The following is an 18560-nucleotide window of genomic DNA, read 5'->3' as shown; positions in this document are numbered from 1 at the left end:
AAACGAGTAAAAATCAATTAGAGGCTCAAAATGATTATTGGTATCCCTACTGAAATCAAAAACCATGAATACCGTGTTGGTATGGTTCCTTCAAGCGTTCGTGAATTAACAATTAAAGGTCATGATGTATTTGTTCAATCAGATGCAGGTATTGGCATTGGATTTACTAACCAAGATTATATTGATGCCGGTGCAGAAATCTTAGCAACCGCAGCTGAAGTGTTTGCTCAATCAGATATGATAGTGAAGGTTAAAGAGCCACAAGCTATTGAGCGCGCCATGCTGCGTGAAGACCAAATTCTATTCACTTATTTACACCTTGCACCAGACTTACCACAGACTGAAGATTTGATAAAAAGTAAGGCTGTTTGTATCGCCTATGAAACCGTAACAGATGACCGTGGTGGCCTTCCTTTATTAGCGCCAATGTCAGAAGTTGCTGGGCGTATGTCGATTCAAGCAGGCGCGCGTGCACTTGAAAAATCACTAGGCGGCCGCGGTATGTTACTGGGCGGTGTTCCAGGTGTTGAACCAGCCAAAGTAGTTATTATTGGCGGCGGCATGGTCGGTACTAATGCTGCACAAATGGCTGTAGGCATGGGCGCTGACGTGGTTGTGCTTGATCGTAGCATCGATGCTCTACGTCGTTTAAATGTACAATTTGGTTCTGCAGTTAAAGCCATTTACTCTACTGCTGATGCCATTGAACGCCACGTATTAGAAGCAGACTTAGTCATTGGTGGTGTACTGGTTCCTGGCGCTGCTGCGCCAAAACTTGTGACCCGCGATATGATTACCCGTATGAAGCCTGGCAGCGCAATTGTTGATGTCGCAATTGACCAAGGTGGTTGTGTTGAAACATCTCATGCAACCACTCACCAAGAACCAACTTATATCGTTGATGATGTAGTTCATTATTGTGTTGCAAACATGCCTGGCGCTGTGGCTCGCACCTCTACTTTTGCATTAAACAATGCCACGCTGCCTTACATTATTAAGCTTGCAAACTTAGGTTATAAGTCTGCATTGCTTCAAGATAAGCACCTACTAAATGGCTTAAATGTCATCCACGGAAAGCTTGTTTGTAAAGAAGTTGCTGAAGCATTAGCACTTGAGTTTACCGAGCCAACAAGCCTGCTAAACTAATCAATATCTGATGGTTTAAGTACTAAAAAGCTGCTCAATGAGTAGCTTTTTTTATGGATTAAACAATTATGCAACAATTTGTATCTTAAGCTGTTTACAAACAATATCCATCCAGAATCGTTCACTTTATCAGCACCACTGAGCAAGCACTTTGCTAACTTAATAAAATGCGCAATTTTAGTTAGCGTTTATTAATTAAAACCAGTGAGCACCTCAAGCCAACACTCAGCAAGGGTTACAGTAATTACAATGGCTAATATGAGTCATTTTAGTCATACTTTATGCTTACAGTTCATTATCCTACTACAATGTTTAAAATTAGTGCTTTCTACTGTTGGTCAAATCGCTGAAATTCACTACAATTCATCATCAAAATAGCGATTAAAAGCAGACTTATATGTGGTACCAAAAACAAATATCATTAAAGCCAAAAGCTCGTGGCTTTCATTTAATTACTGAAGAGGTATTAACTCAATTACCCGAATTAGCAAGGTTTGATATTGGCTTAGTGCACATATTGCTGCAACACACCTCAGCTTCCATTACTGTAAACGAAAATGCAGATCCAACTGTTCGGCAAGACTTTGAAGCATACTTTAATAATGTGGCGCCAGAGAATGAACCATATTACATCCACACTTATGAAGGCAGTGACGATATGCCAGCCCATTTAAAATCAAGTTTACTGGGCTGTGAATTAACCCTACCCATCACCCATGGTCAATTAGCATTAGGAATGTGGCAAGGGCTGTATTTAGGTGAACATCGCAATCATGGCGGCAGCAGAAAACTACTTGTCACAATACAAGGAGAGTAGTTTTACTGTATTACTATTGCTGAATTTATTGTGCGAGTAATTCGATGAGCGCCTGTTTAGGCAAAGGCTTATAGAAATAGTAGCCTTGAATAGCATCAACATTGTTTTGCTTAACAAAATCCAGCTGTGCTTGGGTTTCAACACCTTCTGCAGTGACTGATAAATCAAGTGCATGGCTCATGGTCGTAATTGCTTCCACTAGCGCCTTATGTCTAGGACCCTGCTCAATTTTTTGAATAAAACTTTTATCGATTTTGATTTGATCTACCGGAAAGTTAGCTAAATAGGATAGAGAAGAATAGCCGGTGCCAAAGTCATCAACGGATATTTTGATACCCCAATTTCTTAATCGGCTTAGAAGTTGTTCAACATTCTCATGCTGCTCCATCATTACTGACTCAGTTATTTCTATGGTTAATAAATGAAATGGAAAGTTTGCTACGGATTTTTCCAGCAGATACTCTTCAAAAAAGCTAATGAATTGTTGTTGTAACTCTGCAGTGATAAATTCACTAGTAGAGACATTTACTGACAAGCTAATCGCACGTCCTTGTTGCCAATAGTCATAAATTAAATCTAGCGCTTGTCGCCTAATCCATTTACCGATTGGGACAATCAGCCCTGATTGTTCAGCAATAGGTATAAATTCTTCTGGCGAAATGAACTCACCATTAAGCGGCCAACGAAGTAACACTTCAGCGCTATCAACATGCGTCGATTTAGCCGACAAAATGGGCTGAAAATACAGTTCAAAAGCATCATGACTTAAGGCTTTGTTTAATTCCATGTTTAAAAAAGCGGTTCTTTCTGCATTTTTCTGCATGCTTTGATCAAAAAATTGATAACCATTTCGGCCTTTAAGCTTAGCATTATGCATTGCTTGGCTAGCGCAATTAATTAAAGCATCAACCTCAGTAGAATCTTCAGGATAACGTGAGATACCAATGCTCATAGAGGCTTGGATAGCTTTACGATCAAGCCAAAAAACAGCGCTTACAACTTGATTGATTTGTTTGGCAAGTTCAATGAGTTCGTCTGCAGACACTTTACCTTGTATGAACACGCCAAATTCATCACCTGCTATTCGGGCAAAAGTGCACATATCAGGAAACAGCGGGGCTAATCTTTTGGTTACCTCAATTAATAATCGATCACCACACTCATGACCTAAGCTGTCATTTATCAGTTTAAAATTATCAATATCCATCAATATGATTGAGCAACCTACCCCAGTTTGCTTGCTGCGCTCTTGCTGCCAAACATAATCATAGATTTTCTCAACAAAGTAACGTCGATTAGCCAAACGGGTTAACGCATCATTATTGGCCTGAAAATGAATAAGCTTGCTGGCATCTTTGTGTTCACTGATATCAGCAATTAGCCAAGAAAAACAATTTTGTTCACCGTGGTAATCCCTAAATGAGGTTACCGTTACTTCAGCATCAAAGGTCTTGCCATTACGTTTGCGGCCTGTTAACTCACCTTGCCAAGTTTTACCGATAGCAAGGTTTTTCATTAAAGACGTGATATTTTCTTGCTGAGAATGTTCGAAAAAGCGCTTTGGTTCAAAGCTCTCTGAGTCAACAGTAATATCGCCACAGATACTTTTAAACTCAGGGTTAATAAACAAAATGGTATTGTTTTCGTTAACGATCAATAAGCCCATAGGCAGTTTATTGAATATTTTACTGGTGAGTGTTTGTAGGTGTAGTCCTTGGCTTCGTTCAATGGCAAGACTTGCCAATCGAGCGGCTTCTTGAATCAGTTCTAGATCCAATGCTGATGGTGACTTTTGGGTATCGTAATACATGGCAAAAGTGCCCAATACGTTGCCAGTAGAGTCGATAATGGGTTCTGACCAGCAAGCTTTTAGCCCTGTCTTTAACGGCAATTCTTTATAAGGTGCCCAATTCGGGTGAGTGGCGATATCTTCAACAATAACTCTTTCGCCGGTGGCTGCTGCAGCGCCGCATGAACCGACTATCGGCCCAATTTCAATGCCATTAATAGCTTGGTTATATTGTTCCGGTAAACTGGGGGCCGCTCCGGTTAACAACCTTTTCTTGTCATTGCTCATTAATAGCACTGACGCTCTGGTGCCAATCTTTTGCGCTTCGATTGATAAGACTAATGAATGGAGAATTTCTCGTAATGGGGAACCCGCTAAGAGCATGGTAAGAATTTGGCTATAACGGTCATTATTAGAAGCACATGTTGTTAACACATCATAGTTTGCTGATTGTGATGCAAAAGTTTGCCCGCTATCCATAAAATTCCTTTTGAGAATAAACCATCTGGCTTTATTACTTACGGTTAATGCAGATTATTCACTCTTAAGGTTAATTGCAACACTAAGCGAGTAACTATCTGTTTATTATGAATCTCTTCGACTAGTCACTAACATTTATCACTAAAGCAATGCTACATTTATTGGCTATATATCGCAGGCATAAAAAACAGTGAAGTTATCTAACTGCACTGTTTTTATTCGGTATGATTTTATTTTAAAACAATAAATTTACACTTCGCTTATGCGTTCCATTCTTGCTAAATAAAAACCATCAAAACCATGCTCAGCAACCAAGATTAATTCATCATCTAATAATGTAAAATGTGGGTTTGCAGCTAAAAAGGCATCAACTTGATTTCTGTTTTCATCAGGCATGATTGAACAGGTAGCGTAGACTAATATACCGCCCACTTTTACCATTCGGCTATAGCTTTGCAAAATGTCTTTTTGTAGCTCAATTAATACCGGTAATCTTTCTGGCGTGTCACGCCATTTAGAATCTGGGTTACGTTTTAACACCCCTAAACCTGAACAAGGTACATCGAGTAGGACTCTGTCAGCAGTCAACTTCATCCGTTTAATGGTTTTGCTGCTAGCGATAATGCGGGTTTCAACATTATGCGCGCCTGCTCTTCTTGCTCTAATTTTGAGGTTATCAAGTTTCCATTGCTCAACATCCATAGCAAGTAAACGACCTTTACCTTGCATTTGTGCGGCAATGTGCAAAGTTTTACCACCAGCGCCGGCGCAAGCATCAACAACTCGCATACCTGGTTTTGCATCAACTGCAGCAGCAACGAGCTGCGAGCCGGCATCTTGTTGTTCAAAATAGCCTTGTTTAAAGGCTTCAGTTTTGAATAATGCAGAATCTGAACGTATCTCTAACGCACTTTCAACGCCTTCAACCTCTACAGTAGCGACCAACTCTTTAGTTAACCGTTGCTTTAATTCTTCACGGGTGCCTTTTAAGCTGTTAGCGCGAATATAGCGTTTTGGCGCTGTTGCTAAAGCCGCTCTTTCTGCAGGCCATTTTTCACCCAGTTGGGCGGCACCTAACTCGTCTAACCATTCAGGGCAACCATCCCATAAAGCCGGTTGCGCTTTTGCGAGTTCTAGACGCTCAGCAAACTGTGCGCTATCAACTTGTAATGCATATTCCATCTTTGGTAAATCAAGATCGTGGAATAAATGCCAGCCGTTTAATAATTTAGAACCGGTACGTTCAATATCTTCTACTTTGATATCAACCAAATAGCAGTAAAGGTTCAAACGACGCAAAATATCACCAGTAACGAGAGTAATTCTTGCTAGCTCCGCAGGTGGATATTGCATACCTGAAAAGTTATGTGAATAAGCGCGATCTAAAGGTTTACCTTCAGTTAGCACCATAGTTAACACATTAATGACCAGTTCAGATGAACTGCCTGAGAGCGGGTAAGTTAGCATTGGGGGATCTCAACGAGTTATAGAAATAAGATAAAACAGAAAAAGCGCATGGATCATAGGAGTTAACCGCCTTTTAAGCAAGTATTGATTCCTATTTATTGGCGGCGAAATAACAAAAAGGCAACCGTTAGGCTGCCTGATATAAAGCGTCAGCTTAAAGGTTACATTTTAGAGCCTTTCGCGCCGTAAAATATGATAAATGCATAACACACTACAGGAAGAATAAACGCCGGTTGTATGCCCATGGTATCAGCCATTACCCCTTGTAATAATGGGATGATTGCTCCACCAACAATCGCTAAACATAAAAAGCCACTGCCTTGCGAAGTATGTGGGCCTAAGTCTCTTAAAGCCAAACTAAAAATAGTTGGGAACATAATGGAGTTAAATAAGCCAACCGCTAAAATTGCCCACATGGCCACTTCACCACTGGTATTAATAGCAACTAATACTAAGGTCGCAGCCATTAAACCATTAAAGGCTAACATGGTGCCTGCAGGTATTTTTTGCATAAGCGCTGAACCAATAAAACGACCAATCATCGCCCCGCCCCAGTAATAGGTAATGTATTTTGCTGCATCAGCTTCTTGCAGCCCTACAATGTGCTCTTCACCTAAAAAGTTAACCAAAAAGCTGCCAATTGATACTTCAGCGCCAACATAAACAAAAATGCCCACCGCGCCCAATACTAAGTGAATGCTTTGCAACGCGCTGGTTTTACCTTTGTAAGTAACCTTACCATCTGTTTCAACTGCGGTATGAGATTGGATAATAGGCAACTTTAATTGTGAAAAAATCACAGCTAAAACTGCTAACGTGGCAGATAAAAATAGATATGGCATTTTTACCACGTCAGCTTCAGCTTGTGCATGGCTTAACTCACCGACGGTACCCGTTGCGACTGAAAGAATCAACACAGCGCCAAAATATGGGGCGACAGTGGTGCCTAATGCATTAAAGGCTTGGGTTAAGTTTAAACGACTTGAGGCTGTTTCTTCAGAGCCTAGTGCATTTACATAAGGATTAGCGGCTACTTGTAAAATGGTGATACCTGAAGCCAAAACAAACAATGCCCCTAAGAATAACGCGTAAGTTTCCAATGCTGCAGCAGGGTAAAATAAGGCACAACCGATACTAGCAATAACTAAACCGGACACAATGCCTTTTTGATAACCAATCTTTTTAACCAGACTGCCAGCAGGTAATGACACTAAGAAATAAGCGCCAAAAAAACAAAACTGAATCAGCATGGCTTCAGTGTAACTTAATGAAAATACCGCCTTTAGATGAGGGATTAGTATGTCATTAAGACAGGTAATGAATCCCCACATAAAAAATAGTGAGGTTAACGATACTAGTGCGAAACGGTAACTACCGTCGCCAGTACTGCTAACTGTTGTTGAACCCGTTGGAATAGCTGAAGCCATAATATGAACTCTCTTGTTATCGTTGTTATCACCAATTACTAGCATGTCTACTGGCAACTGAATCTTGTTATTAAAAACCTACAACACAAATAAAAACAGCAACCGATTAAGCTGCTGTTTTATCGTTACATTATTTAATTAATGCGAAGAAACTTCCAAATGCGTTTAATGTTAGTTTAGCATCAGCTTGCAAAGATGCAGACTCAAGACCGTGATCATCTTTAACTGCAACAATGTCATATGCAGAGGCATCAAATGTATTGGCACTATTATCTAAGTTAAATACTACCAGCATTTTTTGAGTTTCAAAGGTACGTACAAATACCAAAAGGTTAGAATCCACATCAATAAAGCTAATATCACCCATCACCAATACAGGATATTGCTTACGCCATTTTAAAAAGCGGCGATAAGCATGTAGATTGGATTGTGTATCTGCTTCTTGAACATCTGCAGCCATAGCTTTATGTGCAGCAGGAATAGGTAACCAAGGTTTACTGCTGTCAGAAAAACCCGCTTGTTGATGATCTTTCGACCACGGTATTGGGGTTCTGCAGCCATCACGGCCTTTAAACATTGGCCAGAAGGTAATCCCAAATGGATCTTGCAGCTCACTGAACTCAATAGGCGCTTCCGTTAAGCCTAATTCTTCACCTTGATAACTGCATACGCTGCCTCGCAGCGAAAACAACATCGCATTGAGCATTTTAACCATGGCGGGATTAGTTTCACCTTTGCCCCAGCGGGTCGCAACGCGTTGCACATCATGATTACCTATGGCCCAGCACGGCCAACCGTCACCAATACTGGCTTCCAGTTCTTCAACTGTTTGGCGAATATAAGCCGCGCTAAAATCATTGGTTAATAGCTCAAAACTATAGGCCATATGCAAACGATCATCGCCTTGGGTATATTCAGCCATGGTCGCTAAAGAATCTTCTGCTGACACTTCGCCTAAGGTCACGGCGCCTGGGTATTGATTAATAAGTGCGCGCAGCTCTTCAATAAAGCCGACAGTTTGTGGACGGGTATTATTGTAATAATGATATTGGTAGGCATAAGGGTTATCTTCACTAAAGCCACGACCTTGGCGTTGATCTTTGGGTTTAGCTGGATTATCACGCAGATGCTCATCGTGATAGCAAAAAGTAATCGCATCTAAGCGGAAACCATCAACGCCTTTTTTAAGCCAAAAATCGACATTTTCAAGCACTGCAGCGCGAACTTCAGGGTTATGGAAATTTAAATCAGGCTGACTTTTTAGGAAGTTATGCAAGTAATATTGCTGACGACGCGGCTCCCACTCCCAAGCACAACCACCAAAAATAGCTAACCAGTTATTAGGCGCGGTGCCATCTTCTTTAGGGTCGGCCCAAACATACCAATCAGATTTGTCGTTATCACGACTTAATTTACTTTGTTTAAACCAGGCATGCTCGTCAGATGTATGACTTAATACCTGATCGATGACTATTTTGATATTGAGCTTATGTGCCTTTTCAATCAGTTCGTCAAAGTCTTCCATTGTGCCGAACATAGGATCAACATCGAGATAATCACTGATGTCGTAACCAAAATCTTTCATTGGCGACTTAAAAAAGGGCGATATCCAGATTGCATCAACATTCAAACTAGCAATGTAATCAAGTTTGGTAATTATTCCTTGTAGATCACCGACTCCGTCGCCATTTGAATCCATTAAGCTTCGTGGATATACCTGATATATCACTCCGCCGCGCCACCATGATAACTGACTCATTACTCGCCCTCTGTAATAAAAGCATTAACCATATAGCTACCTCACCCATGGTTAACCCTATGTTGCGACCTAGTAACTGGTCGTCATTATTATTTAATTGCCTCGAGGATACGTGAATAGTGAAATCAGGTTCAATAGAGCTGCATACGTATGCAAAGAATTAATACAAATTTTAAAAATACAAACCAAGCACTTAAATGCTAAAATTCAACAACTTAACCAATACATAAACTATCTTTTGAATGTTAAAAAAAAGTAATAAAGTGGCCATTTAAAGTCTACAAAAGCTTTGAATACGTATGCATAACGTTGTCGATGAAAGAATGCTAGGAGTAGTATCTTTACTGTTCCGCAACAAAGTGGAAATAAACCTCAGCGCTTATGCAGTCATTTAAGCAAGCTGAAGTAAAAATACTATAAAGACTGTAATTATAAATAATAGAAATCTAGCAGCTCGACCTTATAAAAAGGGCTGCTGGCCATTCAGAAGGGGAAAGATGGATGTCGCTATTTAAACCAAGCTTACTAACGTTAGCAATGGTAGCTGCCAGTACAAGTATGTACGGTTACGCTGCTGAAGCAGAAGATGTTGCAACTGCTGATGAATCAATTGAAGTATTAAAAGTCACTGGTATTCGTCGTAGTTTAAAAGAATCACAATCATTAAAAATGTCTTCATCTTCAATCGTTGAAGCTATTTCTGCAGAAGATATCGGTAAATTACCTGATGTCAGTATCGCAGAATCACTTGCACGTCTACCAGGTGTTTCGGCTCAGCGCCTTGATGGCCGCGCAAACGTCATCTCAATCCGTGGCATGGGGCCGGATTTCACTACCGCGACACTTAATGGCCGCGAACAAGCGTCTGTTAACGATAACCGTGGTGTTGAATTTGACCAATACCCTTCTGAATTATTAAATCGTGTTGTGGTATACAAAACACCTGATGCAACCGTTATGGCTCAAGCTATTGGTGGCACGGTTGATATGCAAACAATCAGCCCGCTAACCCATGGTGAACAAACATTCGCTATTGGTTTACGTGGTGAAATGAATGACCTTGGTGCGTTAAATAGCGGTTCTGATGATACCGGTTACCGTGGCAGTATTTCTTATATTGACCAATTTGCTGATGACACTATTGGTATTGCATTAGGTTATGCTCGAATGATGTCACCTAACCAAGAAGAACGCTGGCAAGCATGGGGTTACCCTAACCTTGATTACGATGAGTCAAAACCATTTGTACTTGGTGGCGCAAAACCTTTTGTCCGTTCATCTGAATTAGAGCGCGATGGTTTCTTAGGTGTTATAGAATACGCTCCCAATGATGTATTTACCTCAAAATTAGACCTTTTTTATACCAAATTTACCGATGATCAACGTTTACGCGGTATTGAAATTCCAGGCCAATATGGTACCCCAAGTTGGAATACAGGAATAACGGAACTTGAAACCCAAAATGGTTTAATCACCAAAGGGGTCATTAATAATGCAGAAGTTATTGTCAGAAACGATGTAAATATGCGTGATGCAGAATCTGTATCATTTGGATGGAATAACCAATTTGCCGTTACAGATAATTGGATTGTTACTGCTGATTTAGGCTATTCTAAATCTGAACGAACCGACATAGGTATGGAAAGCTACAGTGGTACCGGTCGTGGTGCCGGAGTTGGAGCGCTCGATGATTTAGGTTTTACCTACAATGGCGATCAAGGTTATAACTTCAGTCACGATTTAGATTACTCAGACCCTAATGTTATCAAATTAGGTGATGCACTAGGATGGGGTAACCCACTGGGTGCTAACACTCAAGATGGTTTTATCAACAAACCAGAAATTGAAGATGAATTACAGTCTTTACGTTTAGCCGCTGAATACGTGTTTGATGACGGTGCTATTCGTAGCATTGAGTTTGGTGTTAATTACACTGAGCGTGAAAAATCAAAATTAGATAAAGGTTACTTCCTAACGCTTAAAGGCTTTGACGGCACCGATCCTAACTACCTAATGACAGTCCCTGACAAGTATTTATTAAGTCCTACCTCATTAGATTTCTTTGGCATGGGTGATGTACTAAGCTATGACTCTTTAGCTTTCTATAATGATGGCAACTACATTGAAACTGATGTCGCAGATGTAGATTCAACCCGTGCTGTAAACTCATGGGATGTTACAGAAGAAGTAACTACCGCTTTTGTTATGGCAACCATAGATACCGATGTTTACGACGTACCTTTAACAGGTAACTTTGGTATTCAAGCGGTTCAAACAGACCAAAGCTCTAATGGTACTGCGTCAACTTTACAGGATGGCGAACTGGTGACTAACGCTAACTACGACAGCGCATCTTATACTGAATGGTTGCCAAGCTTTAACTTAGGTTTTGAAGTTGCTGAAGGTCAAATGTTACGTGTATCTGCTGCACGTACCTTAACCCGTGCTCGTATGGACCAAATGAATTCCAACATTGGTTATAGCTATGAAGAAAAACCAACAACGGGTGTGAATTGGACTGGTGAGGCGGGTAACACGCAGTTACGTCCATGGTTAGCCCGTCAATACGATATTAGCTATGAAAACTATTTCAGTGACCAAGGCTATTTCGCTTTAGCAGTATTCTATAAAGACTTAGAAAACTACACTTACAAGCAAACATCGTTTATCGACTTTACTGATATTGTTCCACCACAAAACCCAGATACAGATAACCCTATCGGTTCTTTTGAGCAGTGGCAAAATGGTCAAGGTGGCTATGTTCAAGGCATTGAAGCGTCATTCTCTATGGACTTTGGCTTGCTAGCTGATGCGCTAGAAGGTTTCGGTACGGTATTAAGTGGTTCTTATAACGACAGTGAAGTTAAAGAAACCTCTGATAGCGAGCCAACAACTTTACCAGGTCTTTCAGAGAAAACTTTCAATGCGACGGTTTACTATGAAAACTCAGGCTTTGAAGCACGTGTTAGCTCTCGCTACCGTAGTGACTTCTTAGGTGAAGTAACCGCAATCAGCTTAACCCGTCAAAATGTTAATGTTAAAGCTGAGACTGTGGTTGATGCGCAAATCGGTTATGACTTCTCTGAAAGTGGTATTGATGCCTTATATGGTTTATCAGTGTTATTTCAGGTCAGTAACTTAACTAATGAGCCATTCACTTCATACACAGGTGATGATGCTCGTCATGTGCGTGATTACCAAAACTATGGTCGTAACTACATGTTAGGCGCGAACTACAAGTTCTAATCTGCATAAGACCAAAAAGCCTCTGTAACCTGTTACAGGGGCTTTTTTACTTTATATCAACCCATTATTTAATGAGGCGATTACTATGAATAACAACAAAATAAAACACATTGTAATTGTAGGGGGTGGTACGTCAGGCTGGATGACCGCCGCCATGTTAGTTAAGCTATTTAAACAGCAGCTCTACATCACCTTAATCGAGTCTGAAGATATCGGCACCATTGGTGTCGGTGAAGCTACTATTCCTCCACTGCAAATATTTAATAATGTATTAGGCATTAAAGAAGCAGATTTTATCAAACAAACCCAAGCCACTTTTAAGCTGGGCATTGAGTTTGAAAATTGGGGCAACCAGCAACAAAGCTACATGCATGCTTTTGGCAATATCGGTAAAGATATTGGCTTTACTCAGTTTCATCATTATTGGAAAAAATCTAACCCAACCGATGTCAATCAATTCTGGGATTTTTCATTAAATTACCAAGCAGCTAAAAATAATAAATTCTCCATAATGGATCGCGTTCAAGGCACGCCATTAGCTGGTATCACCCACGCTTATCACTTTGATGCCAGCCTCTACGCTAAGCTATTACGTGACTACAGTGAAAAGCTGTCAGTTAAACGTATCGAAGGCTTAATCACCTCCGCAACTCTTGCCAATGACGGCAGCATTGAATCCGTGTCATTAAAAGATGGCCAGATAATTAGCGCTGACTTTTTTATCGACTGCTCAGGCTTTGCTGCCTTGCTCATTGAAAAGCAATTAGATGTCGGTTATGAAAACTGGCAGCATTGGCTCCCCTGCGACAGTGCTTATGCCGTACCTTGTGAACGAACTGAAGCATTAACCCCCTATACTCGCTCTATCGCCCATGATGCAGGTTGGCAGTGGCGTATTCCTTTGCAACACCGTACTGGTAATGGCTTAGTTTATTGCAGTCAATATTTATCTGATGAGCAAGCCAAAGCGTTATTGCTTGAAAACCTCGATGGAAAACCGCTGGCAGAGCCCAGAAAAATCAATTTTAAAACCGGACGCCGTGAAAAGCAGTGGCATAAAAACTGTGTTGCCATTGGTTTATCAAGCGGCTTTTTAGAGCCACTTGAGTCCACCAGCTTACATTTAGTTCAATCAGCCATCATACGTCTGTCTAAGCTGTTCCCCCACAATGGCGTTCAGCAAGCTAATGTTGATGAGTTTAACCGCCAATCAAAACTTGAGTTTGAACAAATTCGTGACTTCATTATTTTGCACTATCACCTGAATCAAAAAGACTCACACCATGATTTATGGCAGCAATGCCGTGATATGGCGATACCTGACAGCCTTAAACAAAAAATTGAACTATTTAAAGCCACTGGCACTGTCAGTCGCTACCAAGATGAATTGTTTACAGAAGCTGCTTGGATACAGGTAATGCTCGGCCAAGGCATTATGCCTAATGACTATAACCCGTTAGCTAATAGTGTAAGTGATGCTGACTTACATGATTATCTGGGCAATATTAAGCAAATCATCAATAGGGCTGTTGCTGCTATGCCGTCTCATCAACAATTTATTGATAAATTGTAATTTCATCAAAGGTAAACTTATGACTATTAGAAAACTTGCTCCGCTAGCCTTGATGGTTAATGTATTAATGACTAGCGCTGCTGCTACTGCTGAAATCAATAATGTCACCGTTGAACCACAATCTTGGTGGGCTGATATGCAAAACAGTCAATTGCAGTTATTAGTCTATGGCGAAGGTATTAGCGCCTATGAGGTCAAACTTGTTGAATCTGCCAATGTGGCACTTAAAGCGGTTCATCAGTCAGCAAGTAACAATCATCTTTTTATCGATTTAGACTTAAAGGATGCAAAGCCGCAAACCCTTGAAATAGGTTTGTTTGATAACAATCAGCTAGTTCAAACCCTTGAATACCCTATTCAGGCCCGAGCGGCAGATTCACGGCAGCGTGAAGGGTTTTCTAACAAAGATGTTATTTACCTCATCACTCCTGATCGTTTTGTAAATGGTAATCCTGACAACGATAATCACCCAGACATGTTAGAAACAGCCAATCGTAACGATAAAGATGGCCGACATGGTGGTGATATTCTCGGTATTCGTCAGTCACTACCCTACTTCAAAGATCTAGGTATCACACAGTTATGGATAAACCCGCTGCTTGAAAATAACCAAGCCCAGTATTCATACCATGGTTACAACACCACTAATTTTTATAAAATTGACCCACGTTTTGGTAGCAACGAAGAATACAAATCCTTAGTAGAAGAAGCGAAGCAGTTTGGTATTGGTATTATTAAAGATGTGATTGTTAACCATATGGGTTCGGGGCATCGCTGGATGGCTGATTTTCCAACTTCAACTTGGATAAATGGCCAACAAAAATGGCAACAAAACCCTCAAGACATCATGTATACCAGCCATCGCAGAACCACAGTTCAAGATCCATACGCTATGCCATCTGATACTGCAGAATTCGAAAATGGCTGGTTTACTGACACCATGCCTGACATGAATCAAGGTGATCAGTTTATGGCAAAATACTTAATTCAAAACAGTATTTGGTGGATTGAATATGCCGGCCTCAGTGGTATTCGCGAAGACACCTACTCTTATGCAGATAAAGGCTTTTTAACCACTTGGTCAAAAGCCATTATGGATGAGTATCCCAACTTTAATATTGTTGGTGAGGAATGGAGCGATAACCCCATTACAGTAAGCTACTGGCAGGCGGGTAAACACAATGCTGATGGCTATGTCTCACATACCCCGAGCATGATGGACTTTCCACTTTATGAGGTGCTCATTAAAAGCTTAACTGATGAAGAAAGTTGGGGTAGCGGACTTATTAATCTATATGAAACGCTCGCCAATGATGTAGTTTATGCCAAGCCTACTGATTTAGTTTTATTTGAAGGTAACCATGACACTAACCGTTTATACAGTCTGATGAACAATGACCTAGCCCTGTATAAAATGGCCATGGCCTATGTGTTAACCAGTAACCGCATTCCGCAAATTTTCTACGGTACCGAAGTTTTGATGCAAAGTCCGACAAAAGATCGTAATGACGGTTTAGTTCGCAGTGACTTACCCGGCGGGTTTGCTGAAGATAAACTCAGTGTATTCAAGCCATCGTCTTTGTCCGCCCAACAACAAGATGCGCTTGCCTTTAATCGCGCGCTTTTAAACTATCGTAAAAACTCATTAGCGATACAACAAGGCAGCCTTAAACACTTTGCTCCTAAAGAGGGTGTTTACCTGCAAGCCCGTGAATATAATCAAGCAGGCAACAAAGAGAGTTTATTGATTATTTACAATAAAAATCAGCAAGAATACCAGCTTGATTTAAGCCGTTTCGCACCAGTGATTAAACAACATACTGTGGCTAAAGATATCATCACACAACAAACGTATTCATTAACTAAGCCGCTCACATTAAAAGAAAAAGGTGTCATTATTCTTAAGTTAATCAAATAACGGTTAAACTCTAGATCATAACTAAAGCTTGTTAATCTCCTTTAGTTAAATAATATAAATCTGCCACGAGAAGCATATGTATTTACAAAAATTCAGCGTAAGTTTACCGATAAAATTGGGCCTGGTATTAACGGGAGTCAGTATGGTTATTGCTGGTTGCGCCACAGATAAAGCCAGTATTAATGAGACGGTTAAACAGAGCGGTACTGAGCAGCTAAGTGCTGCTGCACAACCTTTAACCGGTAAGCCGGTGGTTTATCAGGTTTTTACCCGTCTTTATGGTAATACCAACACTACCAATAAGCCTTGGGGCACTATACAAGACAACGGTGTCGGCAAGTTTAGTGACTTTACCGATATAGCCCTGCAAGACATTAAGTCATTAGGGACAACCCATGTCTGGTATACCGGCGTACCCCATCACGCATTGATCAATAATTACACTGACATTGGGATCAGTAATGACGACCCAGATGTGGTAAAGGGCCGCGCTGGCTCACCTTATGCGGTAAAAGATTACTATAACGTTAACCCTGACTTAGCTAATGACCCGGCTAACAGATTAGCTGAATTTGAAGCGCTTATATCACGTACTCATCAAAACGGCATGCAGGTGATTATCGATATCGTGCCGAATCATGTAGCAAGAGATTACCAATCATTAGACGCAAATGATCCGACTCAAGCAGCCCTGTTACCTAAAAATCGTCAATTTGGCCAAAATGATAATACTCAAGTTGAATACGACAAAAACAATAACTTCTATTATATTGTCGGTGAGAGTTTCTCTGTTCCCGATGCCAAAGATAACTATCAGCCCTTAGGCGGTGAGTCTCATCCCCTCGCTGACGGTCAGTTTATTGAAACACCAGCTAAATGGACCGGTAATGGCTCACGTTTAGCCAAGCCAGACGCCAATGATTGGTATGAAACCGTTAAGGTTAACTATGGCGTTAAGCCTGATGGCAGCTACGACTTCCCTACTCTGCCAAGTGAATATGCCCAGATGTCTTCTGCGCAGCATTACCAATTTTGGCAGACTCAACCACTGAGCGATATCCCTGATTCTTGGGTTAAATTTAAACACATCACCGAATTCTGGCTAGCAAAAGGCGTTGATGGTTTCAGATATGATATGTCCGAAATGGTGCCAGTTGAATTTTGGAGTTATCTCAACAGTAATATCAAACACCTAAACCCCAATGCTTTTTTACTTGCTGAAGTGTATAACCCAAGTCTTTACCGTGATTATATTCATTTAGGAAAGATGGATTATCTGTACGATAAAGTCGATTTATACGACACATTAAAAGACATTATCCATGGTAAAAAGTCGACGGCTGAGATTGCAGCCGATCAAGCAAAAATTGCAGATATTGAGCAGCACATGCTCAACTTTTTAGAAAATCATGATGAGCAGCGAATTAATACTGGCGACTTTGCTGGCAGCGCCGAAGCCGCCTTGCCTGCGATGGTGGTGTCTACCACCATAAGTCGCTCTCCGACCTTGCTTTATTTCGGTCAAGATGTCGGTGAAAAAGCCGAGCAAGATGCCGGTTTTGGCCAAGCCAGCCGTACCAGTATTTTTGATTACGTTGGCGTACCGGCCCATCAACGTTGGATGAATAACGGCAAATTTGATGGCGGTCAATCAACGGATGCTGAAAAAGCACTGCGCAAATATTATCAAACCTTGGTTAACTTAAGTCACACGGCGCCAGCCCTGCAAGATGAGTACTTCGAGCTTGATACTATTAACCGTTCCGCTAGCCAAAAAACCAATCAACAAGGCTATAACGATAACACCTTTGCTTTTAGCCGTTATAACGACGAGCAGTTTATGCTGGTAGTCAGTAATTTTAGCGACAGCCAAGCTACGAGTATCAACTTACACCTACCTCGAGCATTAATCACTAAAGCCCAAATCAAGGATGGTAGCTATCAATTAGATGACTTGCTGACCATTGGTGCTAACGAAAATCATCCTATGAATGTGGTAAAGCAACAAGCTAGCATAGCGATTAATCTGCAACCACTAGAATCTCAAGTATTAGTTATTAACTGGTAATTAGTATTACTAATTCGTGCTGCTAATTCGTGCTGCTAATTCGTGCTGCTAATTCGTGCTAGCAAGATTTAAACCTGCCTAAGCGCCTTTAAACCTGCAATAATTAACCTTATTGCAGGTTTTTTCATCATCTTTGCTAGCATCTTTGATGCAAGCATGTCAGTTCAGCTTACTTGTACAATGTGACGGGCTTTAGCTCAAGCTCCTTGCTAAGTGTTAGCTCAGTTAACAATAGCTGGCATAACTGGGCTGAAACACCATAAAAGTGACTTGTACTATGCTCAATCACCAAGCTTAAAAAGCGGTCACTCCAGCTAAGTAAGTGCTGTTCTAATAGTTCTTTCACTCTTTGTTGACCGTCTTGCAAGTCAAGCTCTAAGCAATACACCAGTGCAACTAGCATTAAACCAAAATGATCCATTGGTTGATGTTGTGGTAAATTGAAGTTCAAGTGGTTTTTTTTACAAAAATCCATAAATAACAGGGTTGACTGGTCAAACAAACGATTATTATTGCTCAAATATACTGAGCCCCATGGATAAGCAAGTTTCCCTTTTGGCCTGATAAATAAGGCATTGTAATCCTGTTTAATGTCATCTAGCACCAAAGTTTGACTCAACTTTTTTAAGGCCTCTAATTTATCCCTAAAGTGATTATCTATATTGTTTTCTTTTGTTATAAATAAGGGTAACTCTAGTGTTGAAATAGTTTCCTTTAATTCATCACTTGGTTTTTGATAAAATACTTCAGCTAGAAAATTAAACATTCCTGCCATATTTTTAACGTATTCATCGTTGTTCATGTTTAAATTCCATTTGTTTAAATTATTTAATTCACATTATTTTATTTCAGGTTATTATAAATATCTGT

General features: G+C 40.6%; 11 protein-coding genes. 6 read left to right on the top strand and 5 right to left on the bottom strand.

From position 1 onward, the window contains the following. The first annotated feature begins 30 nt into the window (after window positions 1-30). A complete protein-coding gene (gene ald / locus Q4557_RS12800; RefSeq protein ID WP_303413146.1) occupies window positions 31-1146 on the top strand; it encodes an alanine dehydrogenase in 1116 nt (371 codons plus the stop codon). A gap of 397 nt (window positions 1147-1543) precedes the next feature. After that, window positions 1544-1963 (top strand): secondary thiamine-phosphate synthase enzyme YjbQ, encoded by a 420-nt coding sequence (locus tag Q4557_RS12795; RefSeq protein WP_102519571.1) that lies wholly within the window; start codon window positions 1544-1546, stop codon window positions 1961-1963. Window positions 1964-1988: 25 nt separating this feature from the next. Here Q4557_RS12795 and Q4557_RS12790 read toward each other — a convergent pair whose 3' ends face one another. The 4 genes from Q4557_RS12790 to Q4557_RS12775 all read right to left on the bottom strand — a co-directional run bounded on the left by Q4557_RS12790 (window position 1989) and on the right by Q4557_RS12775 (window position 8885). After that, a complete protein-coding gene (locus Q4557_RS12790; RefSeq protein ID WP_303413144.1) occupies window positions 1989-4232 on the bottom strand; it encodes an EAL domain-containing protein in 2244 nt (747 codons plus the stop codon). 249 nt (window positions 4233-4481) lie between these two features. Then, entirely contained in the window at window positions 4482-5699 is a 1218-nt protein-coding gene (locus Q4557_RS12785) for an RsmB/NOP family class I SAM-dependent RNA methyltransferase (protein WP_303413142.1), read from the bottom strand. Between the two features lie 161 nt (window positions 5700-5860). Continuing rightward, window positions 5861-7126, bottom strand: coding sequence for a sugar MFS transporter (locus Q4557_RS12780; RefSeq protein ID WP_303413140.1), 1266 nt, complete (start codon window positions 7124-7126; stop codon window positions 5861-5863). Between the two features lie 130 nt (window positions 7127-7256). Continuing rightward, a complete protein-coding gene (locus Q4557_RS12775) occupies window positions 7257-8885 on the bottom strand; it encodes an alpha-glucosidase (protein WP_303413138.1) in 1629 nt (542 codons plus the stop codon). Window positions 8886-9386: 501 nt separating this feature from the next. On the opposite strand from Q4557_RS12775, the gene Q4557_RS12770 reads away from it, so the two are divergent. The 4 genes from Q4557_RS12770 to Q4557_RS12755 all read left to right on the top strand — a co-directional run bounded on the left by Q4557_RS12770 (window position 9387) and on the right by Q4557_RS12755 (window position 17690). Further along, a complete protein-coding gene (locus Q4557_RS12770) occupies window positions 9387-12131 on the top strand; it encodes a TonB-dependent receptor (protein ID WP_303413136.1) in 2745 nt (914 codons plus the stop codon). Window positions 12132-12216: 85 nt separating this feature from the next. Beyond that, a complete protein-coding gene (locus Q4557_RS12765; protein WP_303413134.1) occupies window positions 12217-13704 on the top strand; it encodes a tryptophan halogenase family protein in 1488 nt (495 codons plus the stop codon). Between the two features lie 19 nt (window positions 13705-13723). Continuing rightward, window positions 13724-15622 carry a glycoside hydrolase family 13 protein gene (locus Q4557_RS12760; protein ID WP_303413132.1) on the top strand — a complete coding sequence of 633 codons (1899 nt, stop codon included), beginning with the start codon at window positions 13724-13726 and terminating at the stop codon, window positions 15620-15622. Between the two features lie 76 nt (window positions 15623-15698). Continuing rightward, window positions 15699-17690 carry an alpha-amylase family glycosyl hydrolase gene (locus Q4557_RS12755; RefSeq protein WP_303413130.1) on the top strand — a complete coding sequence of 664 codons (1992 nt, stop codon included), beginning with the start codon at window positions 15699-15701 and terminating at the stop codon, window positions 17688-17690. A 169-nt stretch (window positions 17691-17859) separates the two neighbouring features. Here Q4557_RS12755 and Q4557_RS12750 read toward each other — a convergent pair whose 3' ends face one another. Next, complete coding sequence (locus Q4557_RS12750; RefSeq protein ID WP_303413127.1) at window positions 17860-18492, bottom strand: molecular chaperone; 633 nt, start codon at window positions 18490-18492, stop codon at window positions 17860-17862. Window positions 18493-18560 lie beyond the last annotated feature (68 nt).

This window comes from Shewanella sp. 5_MG-2023, from assembly GCF_030547465.1.
GTDB lineage: Bacteria > Pseudomonadota > Gammaproteobacteria > Enterobacterales > Shewanellaceae > Shewanella.
This window is presented reverse-complemented; position numbering and strand designations above follow the sequence as displayed.